Below are 16,486 nucleotides of genomic sequence, written 5' to 3' on the forward strand. Positions count from 1 at the left end.
CGCGCCGCGCGCCGGAGCCACCCTATCGGCGCCCGGCGAACCGTCCGATGTGGCAGGAAGACGATGGGTGGCACTATCCTGCCGCCATGCTGCGTTCCGTCGCCCTCGTCGCCCTGCCCGACCTCGCGCCGTTCGAGTTCGGGGTCGTCTGCGAGGTGTTCGGCATCGACCGGAGCGAGAGCGGCGGCCCGGCCTTCGACTTCACGATCGTCACCGCCGACCCCGGTCCGGTCCGGACGAGCCTCGGCTTCGACATGGTCATCACCGAGGGCCTCGAGGCCGCGGAGGGCGCCGACCTCATCGCCGTCCCCGCCCACCTGATCGGGCCGGTCGACGAGCGGGTGCTCGCGCTGCTGCGCCGGGCGCACGCTCGGGGCGCGTGGATCCTCAGCGTCTGCAGCGGTGCGTTCACGCTCGCGCAGGCCGGACTGCTCGACGGGCGGCGGGCGACGACGCACTGGATGCACGCCGACGAGCTTGCGCAGCGGTATCCCTCGGTGCGGGTCGACCCCGATGTGCTCTTCGTCCAGGAGGGCCGCATCGTCACCAGCGCCGGCACCGCCGCCGGGATCGACGCGTCGCTGCACATCGTCCGCGAGGAGCTCGGCGCCGCGGTGGCCAACGTGGTCGCCCGGCGGATGGTGGTGCCTCCGCAGCGGCACGGCGGGCAGGCGCAGTACATCCGCACGCCGATCGCCGAGGTGCGCGCCGACTCGTTCGCCGGCGTCACCGACTGGATGCTCGACAACCTCGACCAGGACCTCACGATCGACGTCCTCGCGCGCCGCGCCCTGATGTCGCCGCGCACCTTCGCGCGCCGGTTCCGGGCCGACCTCGGCACCACTCCCCTGGCCTGGCTGAACCGCCAGCGCCTGCTGCGCGCCCAGCAGCTTCTGGAGGAGAGCGATCTGCCGCTGGAGACCATCGCCGGGCGGGTCGGCTTCGGCACCGGCGCCGTCATGCGCCACCACTTCGTGCGGGTGCTGCAGACGACCCCGGCGGCCTACCGCCGCACCTTCGCGTGCGCCGAGGCGTCCTGAGCGGAGCCGGGCGAGGGGTCAGACCGTCGCGATGAAGAGCGTGCCGCTGCCGGTCACGGCGAGAGACCGCTCCGACGGGGTGATGTAGACGCTCCCGCCGCGCTCGACGCGCGACTCCCCCTCCGCGCCGCGCAGCGTGAACGAGCCCGCGGTCGCGATGGCGATGGCGGGGCCGCTCAGCGGGACCTCGACGGGCTCCTCCGACACCGGCTCGACGACCGCGAGCACGAAGTCGGGGACGTCGGGGCGGTAGACGCGCAGCCCCGGGGCGGGCGCCTCCGGCTCGAGGTACGGAACGGGCAGCGGCGAGAACTCGAGCACGTCGACCAGCTCGGGGACGTCGATGTGCTTGGGGGTCAGCCCGCCGCGCAGCACGTTGTCGGAGGCGGCCATCAGCTCGACGCCCGTTCCGAGCAGGTAGGCGTGGATGTTCCCCGCCGGGAGGTACAGCACCTCGCCGCGCGCGAGGCGCACCCGGTTGAGCAGGAGCGACAGGGCGATCCCCGGGTCGCCCGGGTAGCTCTCGGCGAGATCGCGCACGGTGGCGGCCTCGAGCCGGTCGTCGTCCGCGGAGGCGGTGACCACGGCGGTCACGAGCGCCGCCACCTCCGCCCGGTCACCGCCGTCGAGCAGCCAGGTCACGGCGCGACGGAGCGCCTCGCCCGGGTCGCCCTCGAGGGTGCTCGCGAAGGCCGTGATCGCCTCCGCGTCGGCCCCGGAGGCGCGCCCCGCGAGCTCGGCGAGGAGCGCCCGCGTGCCGTCGAGCTCGCGGAAGCCGCAGAGCGCGTCGAAGCTCTCGCTGAGCGCGTAGATCAGCTCGGGCTTGTGGAACGGGTCCTTGTAGTTGCGGTGCGCGGCGTCGCGCGGGATCCCGGCCTCGTCCTCCTCGACGAAACGGCGCCGCGCCGTCTCGGACGAGGGGTGCGCCTGCAGCGAGAGCGGGCCGCCGGCCGCGAGGATCTTGAGCAGGAACGGCAGACGCGGGGCACCCGAGACCGGATCGACCGAGCCCTGCACTCCGGCGAGCGCCGCCTCCGGATCGTGCGCGACGAACTCCGCGAGCGTCGAGGCGCCGACGGAGGCGGGATCGAGGATCCGCGACGGGGAGCCCGGGTGCGCGCCCAGCCAGAGCTCCGCCTCGGGCGAGCCGGACGCCGGGGTGCCGAGCGCCTCCGAGATGCCGGTGAGCGAGCCCCAGGCGTAGTCGCGGGGGGTGTTGCCGATCGGGATGAACACGGTGCGGCCGCCTTCCGTCGTGGAGTGGGGTCGGAGCCGCGCGCCGGGGCCGCTCCGCCCCGACGCTAGCAGGATCTACAAGGGCGACCGCCGAGGGGAGCGACCCTCTTGGCGCTCTCCGCCAGCGCGCATGGCGCTCCCGCTCCGCCTTCGTACGCTGGAGCAACGCCGCATCGCCGCCGCTCCTCCGGCACCCGACGATGCGCCACGAGAGCAATGGAGCGATCACGCATGGACAGCACCACCTTCGAGATCCTGGCGGCCGACTTCTACGGCTTCGAGGGGCGGCTCACCGCCGACGAGAAGCAGCTCCTCGTCGGCGTCCGCGCGTTCCTCGAGGAGCAGGTGCGCCCGATCGCCGACGACTACTGGGAGCGCGCGGAGTTCCCCCGGCAGCTGATCCCCGGCATCCACGCGACCGGGGTCGTCGGCCTCTCGTGGCCCGAGACCCGGGCGATCGAGAACTCGGCCGTGTTCCGCGGCTGGGTGGCGCTCGAGCTCGGCCGGGTCGATGCGGGCATCGCGACCTACGTCGGCGTGCAGAACGGACTGGTGATGGGGACCGTCGGCGTCGCCGGCTCCCCCGAGCAGCGCGCCGAGTGGCTCCCGAAGCTCGCCTCCGGCGAGGTGATCGGGGCCTTCGGCCTCACCGAGCCGCAGTCGGGCTCCGACTCGGCGCAGGGGCTGCGCACCACCGCCCGCCGCGAGGGCGACTCCTGGATCCTCGACGGCGCCAAGCGCTGGATCGGCAACGCGACCTTCAGCGACGTGACGGTGATCTGGGCGAAGGACCTCGCCGACGGCCAGGTGAAGGGCTTCCTCGTCCCCACCGCCACTCCCGGGTACCGCGCGACCGCGATCGCGCGCAAGCAGAGCCTCCGCACGGTGCAGAACGCCGACATCGTGCTCGAGGGCGTGGTGGTGCCGGAGTCGCTGCGCCTGCAGGGCGCGAACTCCTTCCGCGACACCGCCAAGGTGCTGCGCCTGACGCGCGCCGAGGTCGCGTGGCAGGCCATCGGAGTCGCGATCGGCGCCTACGACGCGGCTCTGCGCTACGCGAAGGAGCGGGTGCAGTTCGGCAAGCCGCTGGTCGAGCACCAGCTCGTCCAGGACCTGCTGGTCAAGAGCATCGGCAACATCACCGCGAGCATCGCCCTCGCGACCCGCGTCTCCGAGATGCTCGATGACGACGAGCAGCGCGACGAGCACTCGGCCCTCGCGAAGGCGTACACGACGAGCCGCATGCGCGAGACGGTGGCGTGGTGCCGGGAGGTCATGGGCGGCAACGGCATCGTCCTCGACTACGGCGTCGCGCGCTTCTTCGCCGACGCGGAGGCGCTCTACTCGTACGAGGGCACGCGCGAGATGAACACGCTGATCGTCGGGCGTGCCATCACCGGCAGCGCGGCGTTCGTCTGAGCCGGCCCGGCCCCCGCGCTCCCTAGACTGATCGCCATGATCCGTCGCGCCGCGCCCGCTGCTCCTCGAGCACTCGCGGTGGCGGTGCTCACGGTCATGGTGGGCGGTCAGGCGCTGCGGAACCTCCTCGGCTGGTGGGGCTGGGGGGTCGTCGTCGCCTCGCTCCTCGTCGCTCTCACCGTCCTGGTGATCCGCGAGAAGCCGCGCCTGCGCTGGAGCCGGACCCCGAAGTCGCTGGTCGCGTTCCTGGCCCTCGCCGTGCTGTCCCTGCTCTGGTCGGCCTACCCCGGAGCCAGCGCGATCGGGGTCGTCGCGCAGCTGGCGACCACCTTCGGCGGCGTGGTGCTCGCCCTGACACTCGGCACCGGCTCCTTCGTCACCGCCCTGGGGCGGGCGCTGCGGATCACGGTCGGCCTCTCCCTCCTGTTCGAGCTGGTGATCGCGGTCGTCGTCCGCCGGCCCGTCCTCCCGCTGGTCATCGACCTGCCGGCCGGCCGCATCCCCGACGCGTTCTACTGGTCGCTCGCCGATCTCTTCACGGGCGGGCCGATCCAGGGCGTCGTCGGCAACCGCAACCTGCTGGGCTTCGTCGCGCTGCTCGGCTTGATCGTCGTGGCGATCGAGCTGGCCGCGCGCAGCATCGGCCGACGCTGGGGCGCGATCTGGGTCGTGCTCTTCGCCGCCACGCTCCTGCTCACCCGCTCCTCCACCGTGCTGCTGTGCATCGTCGCGGTCGCCCTGGCTCTGGGCTTCGCGCTCTGGGCACGGCGCCGCGGGGAGTCGGGGCGCCGTCCGGTCTACCTCGCCGCGCTCGGCGTCGCCGTCGTCGCGGTGGCCGGCACGATCGTCGGCTGGAGCGCGCTGCTCGGGCTCCTCGGCAAGAGCGACGACGCGACCGGCCGGCTCGACATCTGGCGCGCCGTCTGGGGGCTCGCCTCCGAGCGCCCGGTGCTCGGCTGGGGCTGGGTCAGCTACTGGGCCCCGTGGGCCGCTCCGTTCGACACCCTCGCCGAGCGCAAGGGCGTGCTCTACCTGCAGGCGCACGACGCCTGGCTCGACGTGTGGTTCCAGCTCGGGATCGTCGGGCTCGTCCTCTTCGTCGCGCTGGCCGCCTCGACGCTCTGGCGCTCCTGGTTCCGCGCGGTCGACCGCCCCCGCCGCAGCGCCACCTCGACGCTCCCCTACTCGGCGACCTCGCTCGCACCCCTGCTGATCGTCGTCGCCCTGCTCGCGCAGTCGCTCTTCGAGAGCCGCATCCTGATCGAGGGCGGCTGGCTGCTCCTCGTCGCGCTCGCGGTCCTGACGAAGCAGCCGGCGAACGAGACGGAGGACGCGCTCACCGCCGAGCCGATCCCCCTCGCCGTCGAGCGCTCCGGACGATGAGCCGCCGGACGCCGTCCGCGCTCCCGGCGTCCCTCGCGGACGCGCTGGTCTCCCCGCAGTTCGCCGCGGCGCTCGCGCAGACCTCGCTCGTCGCCGTGCTCTGCGCCCCCGCGGTCCGCGGAGTCCTCGGCTGGCCCGGCTACATCGCCGCGATCACGACGCTCACGATCCTCGCCGGCGGGATGCTGGTCCTGCGTCGCGGGACGCTCGACTGGGAGGGGCTGCTGCCCACGAGCATCCTGGTCTTCCTCGGCTGGATCGGGCTGAGCGTGCTCTGGAGCGGGTACCAGTGGGCGACCGTCTCGAGCGTCGCGTACCAGTTCGCCCTCGCGTTCCTCGCGATCGCGATCGGTCTGACGCGCGACATCATCCAGATCATCCGCGCGGTCGGCGATGTGATGCGGGTCGTCCTGATCGCCTCGCTCGCCGTCGAGGTGCTGGCGGGCGTGCTGATCGACCGCCCCCTGCGCTTCCTCGGCGTCGAGGGCCTGCTCGCGTCGGGCGGACCGATCCAGGGCCTCGTCGGCACGCGGAACCAGCTCGGCCTGGTCTGCCTGCTCGCGATCGTCACGTTCTCGATCGAGCTCGTGACCCGCTCGCTCGCCCGCGGCCCCGCCGTCGCCTCCATCGTCCTGGCCGCGCTGACCCTCCTGTTCACCCGCTCCGCCGTCAGCGCGGGAGTGCTCGTGGTGGCGGCGGTCGTCGCGCTCGCGCTGCGCTGGGTGCGGCGCGGCGACGGCACGCAGCGGCGCACCCGCCAGTACGTGACGCTGGGCATCGCTCTCGCCGCCGCGCTGACGGCGTGGATCTTCCGCTCGCGCGTGATCGATCTGCTCAACGCGGGCAGCGAGTTCGAGTTCCGGGTCAGGCTGTGGGAGCAGGTCGGACGGTTCTTCGACCTCGCCCCGATCATCGGCTGGGGCTGGGTGGGCTACTGGCGCACCGACCTGTACCCGTTCACCGCCATCGACTACCTCTCCGGCCGCCCGCACTCGTCGAGCCTCAACGCGGTCTTCGACGTCGCCCTGCAGGTCGGCGTCGTCGGGGTCGTGCTGTTCCTCGTCCTCGTCGGGCTGGCGCTGTGGCGCTCCTGGCTGATCGCCTCTGAGCGGAAGGCGGTCGTGCACGTCTGGCCCGTCCTGGTGCTCACCGTGCTGATCGTGACCGCGCTCGCCGAGAGCTCGATCCTGCTCGACGCCGGGTGGCTGCTCCTGGTGATCTGCGCGATGCGCGCGGCGCAGGGGCTCAGCTGGCGGCGCCTCCTGCACCCGCGGGAGTGACGGGGCCGGCGCTCAGGCCCGGCGCGCCGCGACCGAGCGGAAGACGGCCAGGTGCTCGTCGCGGCAGCGCTCCCAGCTGAAGCGCCGGGCGCGCTCCACGCCGGCGGGCCCGAGCTCGGCGCCGCGCCGGATCGCCTCGAGGATCCCGTCGGCGATCGAGCGCGGATCGAGCGGGTCGACGTAGACGGCGGCGTCTCCGCAGATCTCGGGCAGCGATCCCGCGTCGGAGGCGGCGACGGGGCAGCCGGACGCCATCGCCTCGATCGGTGGGAAGCCGAAGCCCTCGTAGAGACTCGGGAAGGCGAGCACCGCGGCGCGGCGGTAGAGCTCGGCGAGCTCCTCCTCGCCGACGTGACCGCGCCACTGCGCGAAGTCGGGCAGCGGAGCGAGGCGGTCGAGGTCCCCGCCCGTCAGGACCAGGCGGAGCGGGTGCCCGTCGGCCCGCAGCAGGCGCATCGCCTCGAACAGCCGGGCGTGGTTCTTGTGCGGCCAGGCGCGCGCCGGGTAGAAGACGAAGTCCTCCCGCTCCCCCAGATTCGGACGGAACCGCTCGGTGTCGACGCCGAGGTGCGACACGTGGATCCGCTCCTCGGGGATTCCCAGCAGCTCGACGATGCGGCCCTTCGTGAACGCGCTGATCGTGATGACCGCATCGGCGCGGCGGGCGGTCGCCTCGTAGGCGATCCGCCGGAACACGCGCTCCACGCGCGGGAAGAGCTGTGGCAGATCGCGGTGCTGCAGGTCGAAGACCATCTGCACGTGGCCCTGCCGGCGCGAGGGGTAGGGCAGCGGCACGGTGAAGGGGAAGTAGAGGATCTCGTCGCGCCCGAGCAGGCGGCGCAGCCGGAGCGTGCGGAGTGCGGCCTGGAGCATCCCGATCGCCCGCCGGCGATGCCCCGCGCCACTGACCACGCCCCGTGCGACCACCTCGGGCACGCCCTCGCTGAACCCGCGGGCGTTCTCGGGGACGAGCGCCCGCACCCGCAGCCCCTCCTCTCCCGCGCGCGGCACGAGGAGGCGGGTCAGCGCCCGCGCGTAGGTCTCGCCGCCGCCCATCCCGCCCGGATCGACGGTGAGCACGGCGAGGGTGACGGGGAGGTTCTCGGGCATGGCGTCCACTCGCGTTCCTGCTCGGGGTGAGGCCGGACGGATCCGGTGTCCCGGTCGTTCCCGAGCCGGGTCAGGATACCCGCGGAGCACCGGGCGGGGGCGGCGCAGATCGCCGTCGCGGGCCGGTTCCCCGGCCTCCGGGAGGCCGATGGGTAGTATGTAGCCCGCTTGTCATCGACCCACGACGAAACGGACCACCACGTGCCCCGCGCTCTGATCACCGGAATCACCGGCCAGGACGGCCTCTACCTGGCCGAACTGCTGCTCTCGAAGGGCTACGAGGTCTTCGGCCTGGTCCGCGGGCAGAACAACCCCAAGTACGAGCTGGTCCGCCGCACCGTGCCGGAGGTGACCCTCCTCACCGGCGACCTCACCGACGTCTCGAGCCTCGTCCGCGTGCTCGCCGTCGCGCAGCCCGACGAGGTCTACAACCTCGGCGCGATCTCGTTCGTCGCGTACTCGTGGGAGAACGCGTCGCTCACCTCCGACGTCACGGGCAAGGGCGTCCTCAACATCCTCGAGGCCACCCGCCTCTACGCCGGCGACGACATGTCGCGCGTGAAGTTCTACCAGGCCTCCTCCTCCGAGATGTTCGGCAAGGTGCAGCAGGTGCCGCAGCGCGAGGAGACCCTCCTCTGGCCGCGCTCGCCCTACGGCGTCGCGAAGGTCTTCGGTCACTACATGACCATCAACTACCGCGAGTCCTACGGGATGCACGCCTCCTCGGGCATCCTCTTCAACCACGAGTCGCCCCGCCGCGGCCCCGAGTTCGTGACCCGCAAGATCAGCCTCGCCGTGGCGCGCATCAAGCTCGGCCTGCAGGAGACCCTCGAGCTCGGCAACCTCGACGCCAAGCGCGACTGGGGCTTCGCCGGCGACTACGTCGATGCGATGTGGCGCATGCTGCAGCAGCCCGAGGGCGACGACTACGTCGTCGCGACCGGTGAGACCCACGAGATCCGCGAGTACCTCGACATCGCCTTCAAGCACGTCGGCATCGAGGACTGGGCTCCCTACGTCACGCAGAACCCCGCGTTCATGCGCCCCGCCGAGGTCGACCTGCTGATCGGCGACCCGGCCAAGGCCCGCAACGTCCTCGGCTGGGAGCCCAAGGTCTCCTTCCCCGAGCTCGTCGCGATGATGGTCGAGAACGACCTCGCCGAGCAGACCCAGCTGAACAGGTAGCCGCCGTGCCGGTCGCCTTCGTCACCGGGGCGAGCGGGCAGGACGGGGGCTACCTCGTCGAGCGCCTGCTCGCCGACGGCTGGGACGTCGCCGCTCTCGTACGCGGAGGGGACGACTCGTCGCTCCCCTCCGCCGTCCGCCCCTTCGAGGGCGACCTCCGCGACGCTCCCGGCCTCGGCCGTGCGGTCGCGGCGGCGGCGCCGGACGCGGTGTTCCACCTCGCCGGCATCTCCTCGGTCGCTCAGTCCTGGCAGGAGCCGGTGCTGACCGCCGAGGTCACCGGCACCGCGGTCGCCGCGCTCCTCGAGGCCGCGCACGCGCTGCAGGAGTCCTCCGGCCGCGAGGTCCGCTTCGTGCAGGCCTCCTCCTCGGAGATCTTCGGCGCGGCGACCGAGAACCCGCAGACGGAGAGGACGCCGTTGCGCCCGGTGTCGCCGTACGGCGCCGCCAAGGCGTTCGCGCACCACCTCGTCGGCGTCTACCGCGGCCGGGGGCTCCACGCCTCCTCCGCGATCCTCTACAACCACGAGTCGCCCCGGCGTCCCGAGAGCTTCGTCACCCGCAAGATCACCGCCGGAGTCGCGGCGATCGCGGTCGGCGCGGCACAGGAGCTCTCCCTCGGCAACCTCGACGCCCGCCGCGACTGGGGCTGGGCGCCCGACTACGTCGACGCTCTGATCCGCGCCTCGCGCGCCGACGGCGCCGACGACTACATCGTCGCCACGGGTGTCGCGCACTCCGTCCGCGAGTTCGTGGGCGCCGCCTTCACCGCCGCCGGCATCGACGACTGGGAGGACCGCGTGGTGATCGACCCGCGCTTCGCCCGCCCCGTCGACGCCCCCGAGATGCGCGGAGACGCCTCCAAGGCCCGCGAGGCCCTGGGCTGGACCCCGACCGTCGGCTTCGAGGACATCGTCGCGCGGATGGTCGAGAACGACCTCGAGCTCGCCCGCCGCTCCGTCTGAGCCGGCGCCCCGTCACGCGCGCCGCCACCCGGGCGGCGCGCGGGCGGAAACGTACAATGATCTGGCTGCCGCCACGGCAGTGCTATGGCTGGGAGACCGATGAGCACCAGGAATTCGACGATCACGCGCGCGGCCGACCGCGTCGACGCGATCGCTCGCGAACCCTTCCACCAGAGCGGGACCCAGCCGGGCGTCAAGCGCCGGAGCGGGTTCGTGTCGTCCCTCGTCGACATCTTCAAGCACCGCGAGCTGCTGAAGCTCCTCGTGAACCGCGAGCTCAAGCAGCGCTACAAGGACTCGAGCCTCGGCTTCCTCTGGACGCTCATCCGGCCCCTGGTGATGCTGGCGATCTACTACATCGCGATCGGCCAGTTCCTCTCGGCGGCGCGCAACGTGCCCGAGTTCGCGATCTTCGTCTTCTCCGGACTGACCATCTGGGGGCTCTTCGCCGAGATCGTCAGCAGCGGGACGGTCTCGATCCTCGGCAACGGCGGCCTCATCAAGAAGGTCTACCTCCCCCGCGAGATCTTCCCGATCGCGACGATCGGCTCGGCGCTGTTCAACTTCGCGGTGCAGTTCCTGGTCCTGATCGTCGGGGCCGTCCTGCTCGGCGGCATCGACATCAGCTGGAACCTGCTCTACATCCCGGCCGCTCTCGCGGTGGTGCTGGTCTACGGGCTCGCGCTGGCCCTCGCGCTGTCGGCCCTGAACGTCTACCTCCGCGACGTGCAGTTCCTCGTCGAGGTCGGCATCCAGATCTTCTTCTGGCTCTCGCCGATCGTCTACGCGTGGGCGTTCGTGGCGGAGGCGGTCCCCGGCTGGGTCGCCCAGCTCTACCTGCTCAACCCGATGACGAACGCGGTCCTGGCCTTCCAGCGCGCCATCTGGTCGGCGGGCTCGCAGGAGAACAACCTCGGCACCGCCGACGCGCCCATCATCGTGCCGCCTCAGCCGTGGCCCGGCCACATGGAGCTGCGCCTGCTCCTGATCTTCCTCGTCGGCATCGTCCTGGTGTGGATCGCCCACCGGATCTTCCGCCGCCTCGAGGGCAACTTCGCACAGGAGATCTGACCCATGACCCTCGACATCCAGGCGTCCGCCGAGCCCGTCTCGGCCGAGATGCCGACCATCATCCGCGTGCAGAACGCCTCCAAGCGCTTCGTGATCCGCAAGGACAAGAGCATCAAGGAGCGCATCGTCAACTTCGGCCGCGGCAAGCAGCACCGCGACGACTTCTGGGCGCTGCGCGACATCGACATCGAGATCCCGCTCGGATCGACGGTCGGCCTGATCGGCGCGAACGGCTCGGGCAAGAGCACCCTCCTGAAGCTCATCGGCGGGATCATCCAGCCGACGACCGGCGTCGTCGAGCGGCGGGGCCGGCTCGCCGCGCTCCTCGAGCTCGGCGCGGGCTTCCACCCCGACCTCACCGGTCGCGAGAACGTGTTCCTCAACGGCGCGATCCTCGGCCTCTCGCGCAAGGAGCTCGAGGACAAGTTCGACTCGATCGTCGACTTCTCCGAGATCGCCGACTTCATCGACACCCAGGTGAAGTTCTACTCCTCGGGCATGTACGTGCGACTCGCCTTCGCGATCGCCATCCACACCGATCCCGATCTGCTCCTGGTCGACGAGGTCCTCGCGGTGGGCGACGAGCCCTTCCAGCGCAAGTGCATGGACCGCATCCGCGCCTTCCAGCGCGCCGGCAAGACCATCGTCCTCGTCACCCACTCGCTCGAGCAGGTGGGCGAGCTGTGCGACCGCACCATCGTCCTCGAGCACGGCAACGTCATCTACGACGGCGAGACCGCCCGCGGCCTCGAGGTGCTCCGCAACGGCTTCGAGTCGACCCGCCAGGAGCGCGTCGAGCGCGAGACCGCCGAGGCGATCGTCGAGGCGGAGGAGTCCGGCGAGGAGGTCGAGCAGATCCAGCCCGCCGAGATCGTCTCGATCGAGCTCGACGGCGGGACCGTCGAGGAGGGCAGCCGCACGCTCCGCCCCGGCGACGACCTCGAGGTCCGGGTGACCCTGCGTCCGCTCACCTCGACGCCGCTCGAGAACTGGTTCCTGGGCATGGGCGTCGACACTCCCCTCGGGCAGATCGTCTTCGGCACGAACACGATGCGCCTCGGCTTCGAGCACCCTCCGCTCACCGAGGAGACCACGGTGACGTTCCACCTCCCCGACATCCGCTTCGGCGGAGGCACCTATGCGGTGCACGCCTCGGCGTCGACCCTCGGCAACGGCGAGTTCACCCGGGTGCCGGTCGGCGCGCGGTTCTCCGTCGAGCGCAGCGACAAGCGGGTGGGGCTGGTCAGCGTCGCCGCCTCGGCGACCGTGGGCGGGGTCACCCGGGCGTGAGCCGTCCCGTCCGCCTCCGCATCGATGCGACACCGCTCGCGGCGGAGGCGCTGACCGGAGTCGGCACCGTCCTCCTCGAGACCGTCCGGGCGCTCGCGGACCCGCGCTTCGCCGGCCGCGTCGAGACGACGCTCTTCGCGCCGCTCTCCGAGCGGGCCGCGGTCGAGCGTCGCGCCCCCGCCGGCGTCCGCGTCCGAGTCGTCCCGCTCCCCCGGCGCGTGTTCGGGCTGCTGACCCGCACTCCCTTCCCGATCGATCTCCTGATCGGACGCGGGGTCTACTTCTTCCCGAACTTCCGCAACTGGCGGACGCTCAGCCCCTCGATCACGTTCCTCCACGACGTCTGCTTCGCCGCCCAGCCGGCGCTGGTGCCGGAGGAGCGCCGGCGCTTCCTGGTGGCGAACGTGCCCGGCTGGCTGCGGCGCACGAGCCTCGTGGCGACCGGCACGCCGTCGGCCGCGCGCGAGATCGAGCAGCTCCTCGGGGTCTCGGCCGACCGCCTCCGGGTCCTCCCGACGACCGTCGACTCCCGGGTCTTCCGGCCGCGCTCGCGCGAGGAGGAGCGCGCCGTCGCCGAGGAGCTCCTCATCGGGCGCTACCTGCTGTTCGTCGGGGCGCGGGAGCCCCGGAAGAACCTGCCGCACCTCATCCGCTCCTACGTCGCGGCCGCGCGACCGGCGGGTCACACCCTCCTCCTGGTGGGGGCGACGGGCTGGGACGACGGCGAGATCCTCGCCGAGGTGCGCCGCGCCCAGGAGGCGGGCGCCGACGTGCGCATCGCCTCCCGGCCGGTCCCGGCCGACCTGCTGCCGCCCCTCGTCTCGGGCGCCGACGCCCTGGCCCTCGTCTCGCACCACGAGGGCTTCGGGCTGCCCGCTCTCGAGGCCGTGGCCTCGGGCACGCCGGTGATCGCCTCCGACATCGCGGGGATCCGGGACGCGCTCGCCGGTCACGAGGACGCGGCGGTGTTCGTCGATCCCGGCGAGCAGGACGCGCTCGTCCGAGCCCTCGAGGCCGCGATGGCGGAGCCCCGGCGGGTCGACCCCGGACGCATCCGCCCGTGGACCGACGCCGCCGAGGCGCTCGTCGAGGCCGCCGAGGAGCTGGCCGGCCCCCGGCGGCGCTGAGCGCCCCTAGCGGCCCGCCGCCACGAAGTCCCAGAGCGTGGCCGCGTACTCGGCCCACGAGGAGTTGTCGCGCGCCAGCGCCTCCGTCTGCAGCCGCGCCAGCAGCGCGTCGTCGGTCAGCAGCTCGCGCATGCCGCGCGCGATGTCGTGGTCGTCGCGCGAGTCGACCGTGACCGCTCCGCCCTGCGAGGCGATCTCGGCCATGCTGCCGTACTGGGCCGTGAGCACGGGCGTGCCGACGGCCAGCGACTCCGCCACCGGCAGGCCGAAGCCCTCGTTGAGCGACGGGAAGACCGTGAAGCGCGCGAGGCGGTAGGCGCTCCAGAGGAGCTCGTCGGTGATCGCCGAGAAGGAGGACACCGCGCGGTCCTCGGCCTGCAGCCGGGCGAGCTGGGCGTCGAAGCCCTCGCTGTTCCAGGCGTTGCCGCCGATGAAGACCAGGCTGAACTCGTGCCCCTCGCGCCAGAGCAGCTCGGCGGCGTGCAGGACGGCGAGATGGTTCTTGCGCGGCTCGTGGCTGCCGACGCAGACGACCAGCGGGAGCTCCCCCGTCACGAGCTTCTCCTTCGCGCGGGCCAGAGCGGCCGCGTCGACGGTGCCGGCCTCGGAGGGCAGCAGGATCGGCTCGATGTCCGGGCCCTTCCGGCCGACTCCCGCCAGCATCTCGCGCCAGCCGCGGTACTCGACGGCGGCGGCCTCCGAGATCGTGGCGACCCGGTCCATGTGGCTCACGGCGACGAGCGTCCGCGAGAACGCGGCGCTCATGCCGATGTGCGCCGTCTCGGCCGTGGTCAGGGGCACGCAGTCGAAGCCGATGGTCGAGGTGGCGTTGCCGCTGAACTCGGCCATGGCGGCGATCCGCGAGGTGCGCTCGTCCTCCGTCGCCAGCTCGGGCAGGACGTAGCGCGAGCGCCAGGGCACGAGGATGTCGCTCGACGGGTCGGCCCTGGCATCGGGCACCGTGCCGTAGAGCGCGTTCCGGCGCAGCGGAGGGTCGAGCTCGCGGAGCGTGCGGTCGGCGCTGTCCCAGCCGACGAGCACCATCTGGTGATGCTTGGTCCACTCCGCGATCGACTTGCGGACGACGCGCTGGATGCCGGTCGCGAGGCCCGTGCGCGCGGTGTGGTGCACGTCGACGACCACGGCGGCCGTGACCACGCGGACGCTCGGCATCTGGAGCCGGTTGAGGATGAAGCCGTTCGCCCGCTCGCGGACGAGCGAGCGGAGCAGGGCGGTCGCTCCGTCGAGGCGGACGAGGCGCACGGCGTCCACGACGTCGTCGCGGAGCGGGAGGGCGCCCGTCAGCACCGCGAGGGTCAGCCAGACCTCCTCCGTCGCCGGCGCCTCGAGGACGCCGGCGAGCTGGCGGACCAGCCCGTCGACCTCGGCATCGGGAGCGAGCTCGGGCGCGAGCGCCTCGAGCAGGACGCTCATCCGGTCGATCGCCACGGACTTACGCACGGGGCGCTCCCTCGTTCTCGTCGGCGCCCACCAGGACGCCCCACAGTTCCTCGGCGTAGTCGTCCCACGTCCGCCGCGGGCGCGCGAGCGCCTCCTGGCGCAGCCGCTCGATCAGCTCGTCGGAGTCGAGCATCTCGCGCATGGCCGCGTGGATCGCGTCGTCGTCCCCCGGGTCCACGGTGACGCAGCCGCCGTCCGCCGCGATCTCGGCGAGCGAGCCGATGCTCGACGTGAGCGCCGGCACCCCCAGCGCGAGCGCCTCCGCGACGGGCAGGCCGTAGCCCTCGTGCGTGGAGGGGAACGCGAGGAACCGGGCGTTCTCGTACGACGCGACGAGCTTCTCGTCGCTCGCGCCGCGCCACAGCTCCACGGAGCGGCCCGCCTGCTGCGCCTCGCGGATCCTGACGTCGAAGACGCGGGTCGACCAGTCGTTGCCGTTGCCGATGAAGCGGAGGGTGAAGACGTACCCCTCGCGCCAGAGCCGCTCAGCGGCGTGCAGCACGGCGAGGTGGTTCTTGCGCGGCTCGGTGCTGCCGACCGACAGCACGAGCGGTCCGACGGTCGACGGCGCGATCGACGCGTCCACGAGGTTCGGCCGGTCGACCGGGAGCGCCACGGTCTCGACCTCGGGGCCGGTGAGCCCCTGCGCGGGCAGCGCGTCCACGAAGCCGCGGAACTCGTCCGACGCCGACTCGCTGATCCCCGCCACGTGGCTCGCGTGCTTCACGATCGACAGGTAGTTCACGAAGCGCGCCGTCTCGATGCCGGGCACCGTGTCGGCGCTCACGACCGGGATCGCGTCGTAGCCGATGAGGCCGACGCGGTTGCCCGAGTAGGCCGCGAGCGAGGCGTAGGGCGCGCACAGGTTGATGCCGGGCACCTCGGGGATGAGGACCGTCGACCGGAACGGCACGACGAAGCTGACGACCTCGGGGTCGCCGTCGCGCCAGGGCTCCGAGCGGATGTTCTCGTAGTCGATGACCCGGGAGAGCTCGATGCCGCTGAGGCGCCGCATCGCCATGGATCCGTTGACCCACGCGATCGGAGTCACCTCGTGCCGGCCGTGCCAGCGGCGCATCGTGTTGCGGACGACCCGCTGGATCCCGGTCTGGTGGGCGTGACGGGCGCAGAAGTCGACGTCGGCGATGACGGAGTCGGTCACGATCTCGAGACGGGAGCCCAGGTCGGCGTAGCCGGTGGACGCCCTCGCGCCGGCCGAGAGGAAGACCCGCAGGGCCTCGTGCGGCTCGCAGAACTCGAGCGACCGGCGGAACCAGAGGAAGAAGTGCTCGACCGGGAACACCGCGAGGAAGGAGGTGAGCGCCAGCCAGGTCAGGTCGTCCGAGGCGCGCTCCTTGGTGCGGCGCGCGATCGCGTCGAGGAGGGGGCCGGGACCGCGACCCGCGAGGGCCTCGATCTCCTCGGGCTCCAGGAGGAAGGGCGCCAGCTGCTCGAGGCGCTCGGTCAGGAGTGCGCGGCGGAGGGGTGCGTCGAGATCCTCGGCGCTCATCCGCGGCGCCCGAACCGGCGCGCGGCGTAGCGGGCGGTGTGCCCGACCGCTCCGCGCAGCCCGAGCTGCGACGCCCGGATCTGGAAGAGGCGCACGGCGCGCAGGGGCTTCGTCACGCGCCAGGAGAGGGTCTGCTCGAACGGCGCCGACGCGACGACTCCGCCGACGTGCATGTGCTTGAGCCACGCGTCGAGGGGATCGTTGAGCAGGGCGTCGCGCTCGGCCCGCAGCTCCTCGATGGTCTCGACACGGGGGGCGCGCGGGGCGGCGGTCGTCTCGACGACGTCCCCCGCGGATCCGGCTGCTGGCTGCTCTTCGCCCGCTCGAAGGCGCGGGTCACCGCTCACGTCTGTCACCAGGACATCCTAAGCGGAGGTGCGGTCGAGGTCCGGCTCGCGCGGCGCCCGCG

At 72.4% G+C, this 16,486-nt stretch carries 14 protein-coding genes; 9 read left to right on the forward strand and 5 right to left on the reverse strand.

Features of this window, described 5'->3' with window-relative positions; translation table 11 throughout:
* The first annotated feature begins 86 nt into the window (after positions 1–86).
* Positions 87–1,040, forward strand: a complete 954-nt coding sequence (locus GSU68_RS12105) for a helix-turn-helix domain-containing protein (RefSeq protein WP_159908651.1) — start codon at positions 87–89, stop codon at positions 1,038–1,040.
* A gap of 18 nt (positions 1,041–1,058) precedes the next feature.
* Here GSU68_RS12105 and manA read toward each other — a convergent pair whose 3' ends face one another.
* Positions 1,059–2,276: a mannose-6-phosphate isomerase, class I gene (gene manA / locus GSU68_RS12110; protein WP_159908652.1), complete on the reverse strand. Its 1,218-nt coding sequence runs from the start codon at positions 2,274–2,276 to the stop codon at positions 1,059–1,061.
* Positions 2,277–2,507: 231 nt separating this feature from the next.
* Between manA and GSU68_RS12115 the strand changes: the two genes are divergently transcribed.
* The 3 genes from GSU68_RS12115 to GSU68_RS12125 are packed head-to-tail and all read left to right on the forward strand — an operon-like array spanning position 2,508 to position 6,358.
* Positions 2,508–3,695, forward strand: a complete 1,188-nt coding sequence (locus GSU68_RS12115; protein WP_159908653.1) for an acyl-CoA dehydrogenase family protein — start codon at positions 2,508–2,510, stop codon at positions 3,693–3,695.
* A gap of 36 nt (positions 3,696–3,731) precedes the next feature.
* The gene (locus GSU68_RS12120; RefSeq protein WP_159908654.1) at positions 3,732–5,078 is read left to right on the forward strand and encodes an O-antigen ligase family protein; all 1,347 of its coding nucleotides are present in this window, start codon (positions 3,732–3,734) and stop codon (positions 5,076–5,078) included.
* Positions 5,075–6,358: an O-antigen ligase family protein gene (locus tag GSU68_RS12125; RefSeq protein WP_159908655.1), complete on the forward strand. Its 1,284-nt coding sequence runs from the start codon at positions 5,075–5,077 to the stop codon at positions 6,356–6,358. Before GSU68_RS12120 ends, GSU68_RS12125 begins: the two co-directional genes overlap by 4 nt.
* A gap of 12 nt (positions 6,359–6,370) precedes the next feature.
* Here the strand turns inward: GSU68_RS12125 and GSU68_RS12130 are convergent, their stop codons facing one another.
* The gene (locus GSU68_RS12130) at positions 6,371–7,468 is read right to left on the reverse strand and encodes a glycosyltransferase family 1 protein (RefSeq protein WP_159908657.1); all 1,098 of its coding nucleotides are present in this window, start codon (positions 7,466–7,468) and stop codon (positions 6,371–6,373) included.
* Between the two features lie 201 nt (positions 7,469–7,669).
* Between GSU68_RS12130 and GSU68_RS12135 the strand changes: the two genes are divergently transcribed.
* The 5 genes from GSU68_RS12135 to GSU68_RS12155 all read left to right on the forward strand — a co-directional run bounded on the left by GSU68_RS12135 (position 7,670) and on the right by GSU68_RS12155 (position 13,106).
* Complete coding sequence (locus GSU68_RS12135) at positions 7,670–8,653, forward strand: GDP-mannose 4,6-dehydratase (protein ID WP_159908659.1); 984 nt, start codon at positions 7,670–7,672, stop codon at positions 8,651–8,653.
* 5 nt (positions 8,654–8,658) lie between these two features.
* Positions 8,659–9,618 (forward strand): GDP-mannose 4,6-dehydratase, encoded by a 960-nt coding sequence (locus tag GSU68_RS12140; protein ID WP_159908661.1) that lies wholly within the window; start codon positions 8,659–8,661, stop codon positions 9,616–9,618.
* 99 nt (positions 9,619–9,717) lie between these two features.
* On the forward strand, positions 9,718–10,689 hold the full coding sequence (locus GSU68_RS12145) for an ABC transporter permease (protein WP_159908663.1): 972 nt from the start codon (positions 9,718–9,720) through the stop codon (positions 10,687–10,689).
* 3 nt (positions 10,690–10,692) lie between these two features.
* Positions 10,693–11,979, forward strand: a complete 1,287-nt coding sequence (locus GSU68_RS12150) for an ABC transporter ATP-binding protein (protein WP_244259262.1) — start codon at positions 10,693–10,695, stop codon at positions 11,977–11,979.
* A complete protein-coding gene (locus tag GSU68_RS12155) occupies positions 11,976–13,106 on the forward strand; it encodes a glycosyltransferase family 1 protein (RefSeq protein ID WP_159908665.1) in 1,131 nt (376 codons plus the stop codon). Before GSU68_RS12150 ends, GSU68_RS12155 begins: the two co-directional genes overlap by 4 nt.
* Positions 13,107–13,112: 6 nt before the next feature.
* Here the strand turns inward: GSU68_RS12155 and GSU68_RS12160 are convergent, their stop codons facing one another.
* The 3 genes from GSU68_RS12160 to GSU68_RS12170 are packed head-to-tail and all read right to left on the reverse strand — an operon-like array spanning position 13,113 to position 16,433.
* Entirely contained in the window at positions 13,113–14,567 is a 1,455-nt protein-coding gene (locus tag GSU68_RS12160) for a glycosyltransferase (RefSeq protein ID WP_159908667.1), read from the reverse strand.
* Positions 14,560–16,077 carry a glycosyltransferase family 1 protein gene (locus GSU68_RS12165; RefSeq protein WP_159908669.1) on the reverse strand — a complete coding sequence of 506 codons (1,518 nt, stop codon included), beginning with the start codon at positions 16,075–16,077 and terminating at the stop codon, positions 14,560–14,562. The genes GSU68_RS12160 and GSU68_RS12165 overlap by 8 nt, the downstream gene beginning before the upstream one ends.
* Positions 16,074–16,433, reverse strand: coding sequence for a hypothetical protein (locus GSU68_RS12170; RefSeq protein ID WP_159908671.1), 360 nt, complete (start codon positions 16,431–16,433; stop codon positions 16,074–16,076). The genes GSU68_RS12165 and GSU68_RS12170 overlap by 4 nt, the downstream gene beginning before the upstream one ends.
* Positions 16,434–16,486 lie beyond the last annotated feature (53 nt).

The sequence above is a fragment of the Rathayibacter sp. VKM Ac-2759 genome, from assembly GCF_009834225.1.
Classification (GTDB): Bacteria; Actinomycetota; Actinomycetes; order Actinomycetales; family Microbacteriaceae; genus Rathayibacter.

Bases quoted from the DNA above. Each gene is read 5' to 3' on its own strand.
- GSU68_RS12130 (WP_159908657.1), bottom strand. From the start codon at position 7,468: ATGCCCGAGAACCTCCCCGTCACCCTCGCCGTGCTCACCGTCGATCCG.
- GSU68_RS12165 (WP_159908669.1), bottom strand. From the start codon at position 16,077: ATGAGCGCCGAGGATCTCGACGCACCCCTCCGCCGCGCACTCCTGACC.
- GSU68_RS12115 (WP_159908653.1), top strand. From the start codon at position 2,508: ATGGACAGCACCACCTTCGAGATCCTGGCGGCCGACTTCTACGGCTTC.
- GSU68_RS12105 (WP_159908651.1), top strand. From the start codon at position 87: ATGCTGCGTTCCGTCGCCCTCGTCGCCCTGCCCGACCTCGCGCCGTTC.
- GSU68_RS12145 (WP_159908663.1), top strand. From the start codon at position 9,718: ATGAGCACCAGGAATTCGACGATCACGCGCGCGGCCGACCGCGTCGAC.
- GSU68_RS12125 (WP_159908655.1), top strand. From the start codon at position 5,075: ATGAGCCGCCGGACGCCGTCCGCGCTCCCGGCGTCCCTCGCGGACGCG.
- GSU68_RS12120 (WP_159908654.1), top strand. From the start codon at position 3,732: ATGATCCGTCGCGCCGCGCCCGCTGCTCCTCGAGCACTCGCGGTGGCG.
- GSU68_RS12150 (WP_244259262.1), top strand. From the start codon at position 10,693: ATGACCCTCGACATCCAGGCGTCCGCCGAGCCCGTCTCGGCCGAGATG.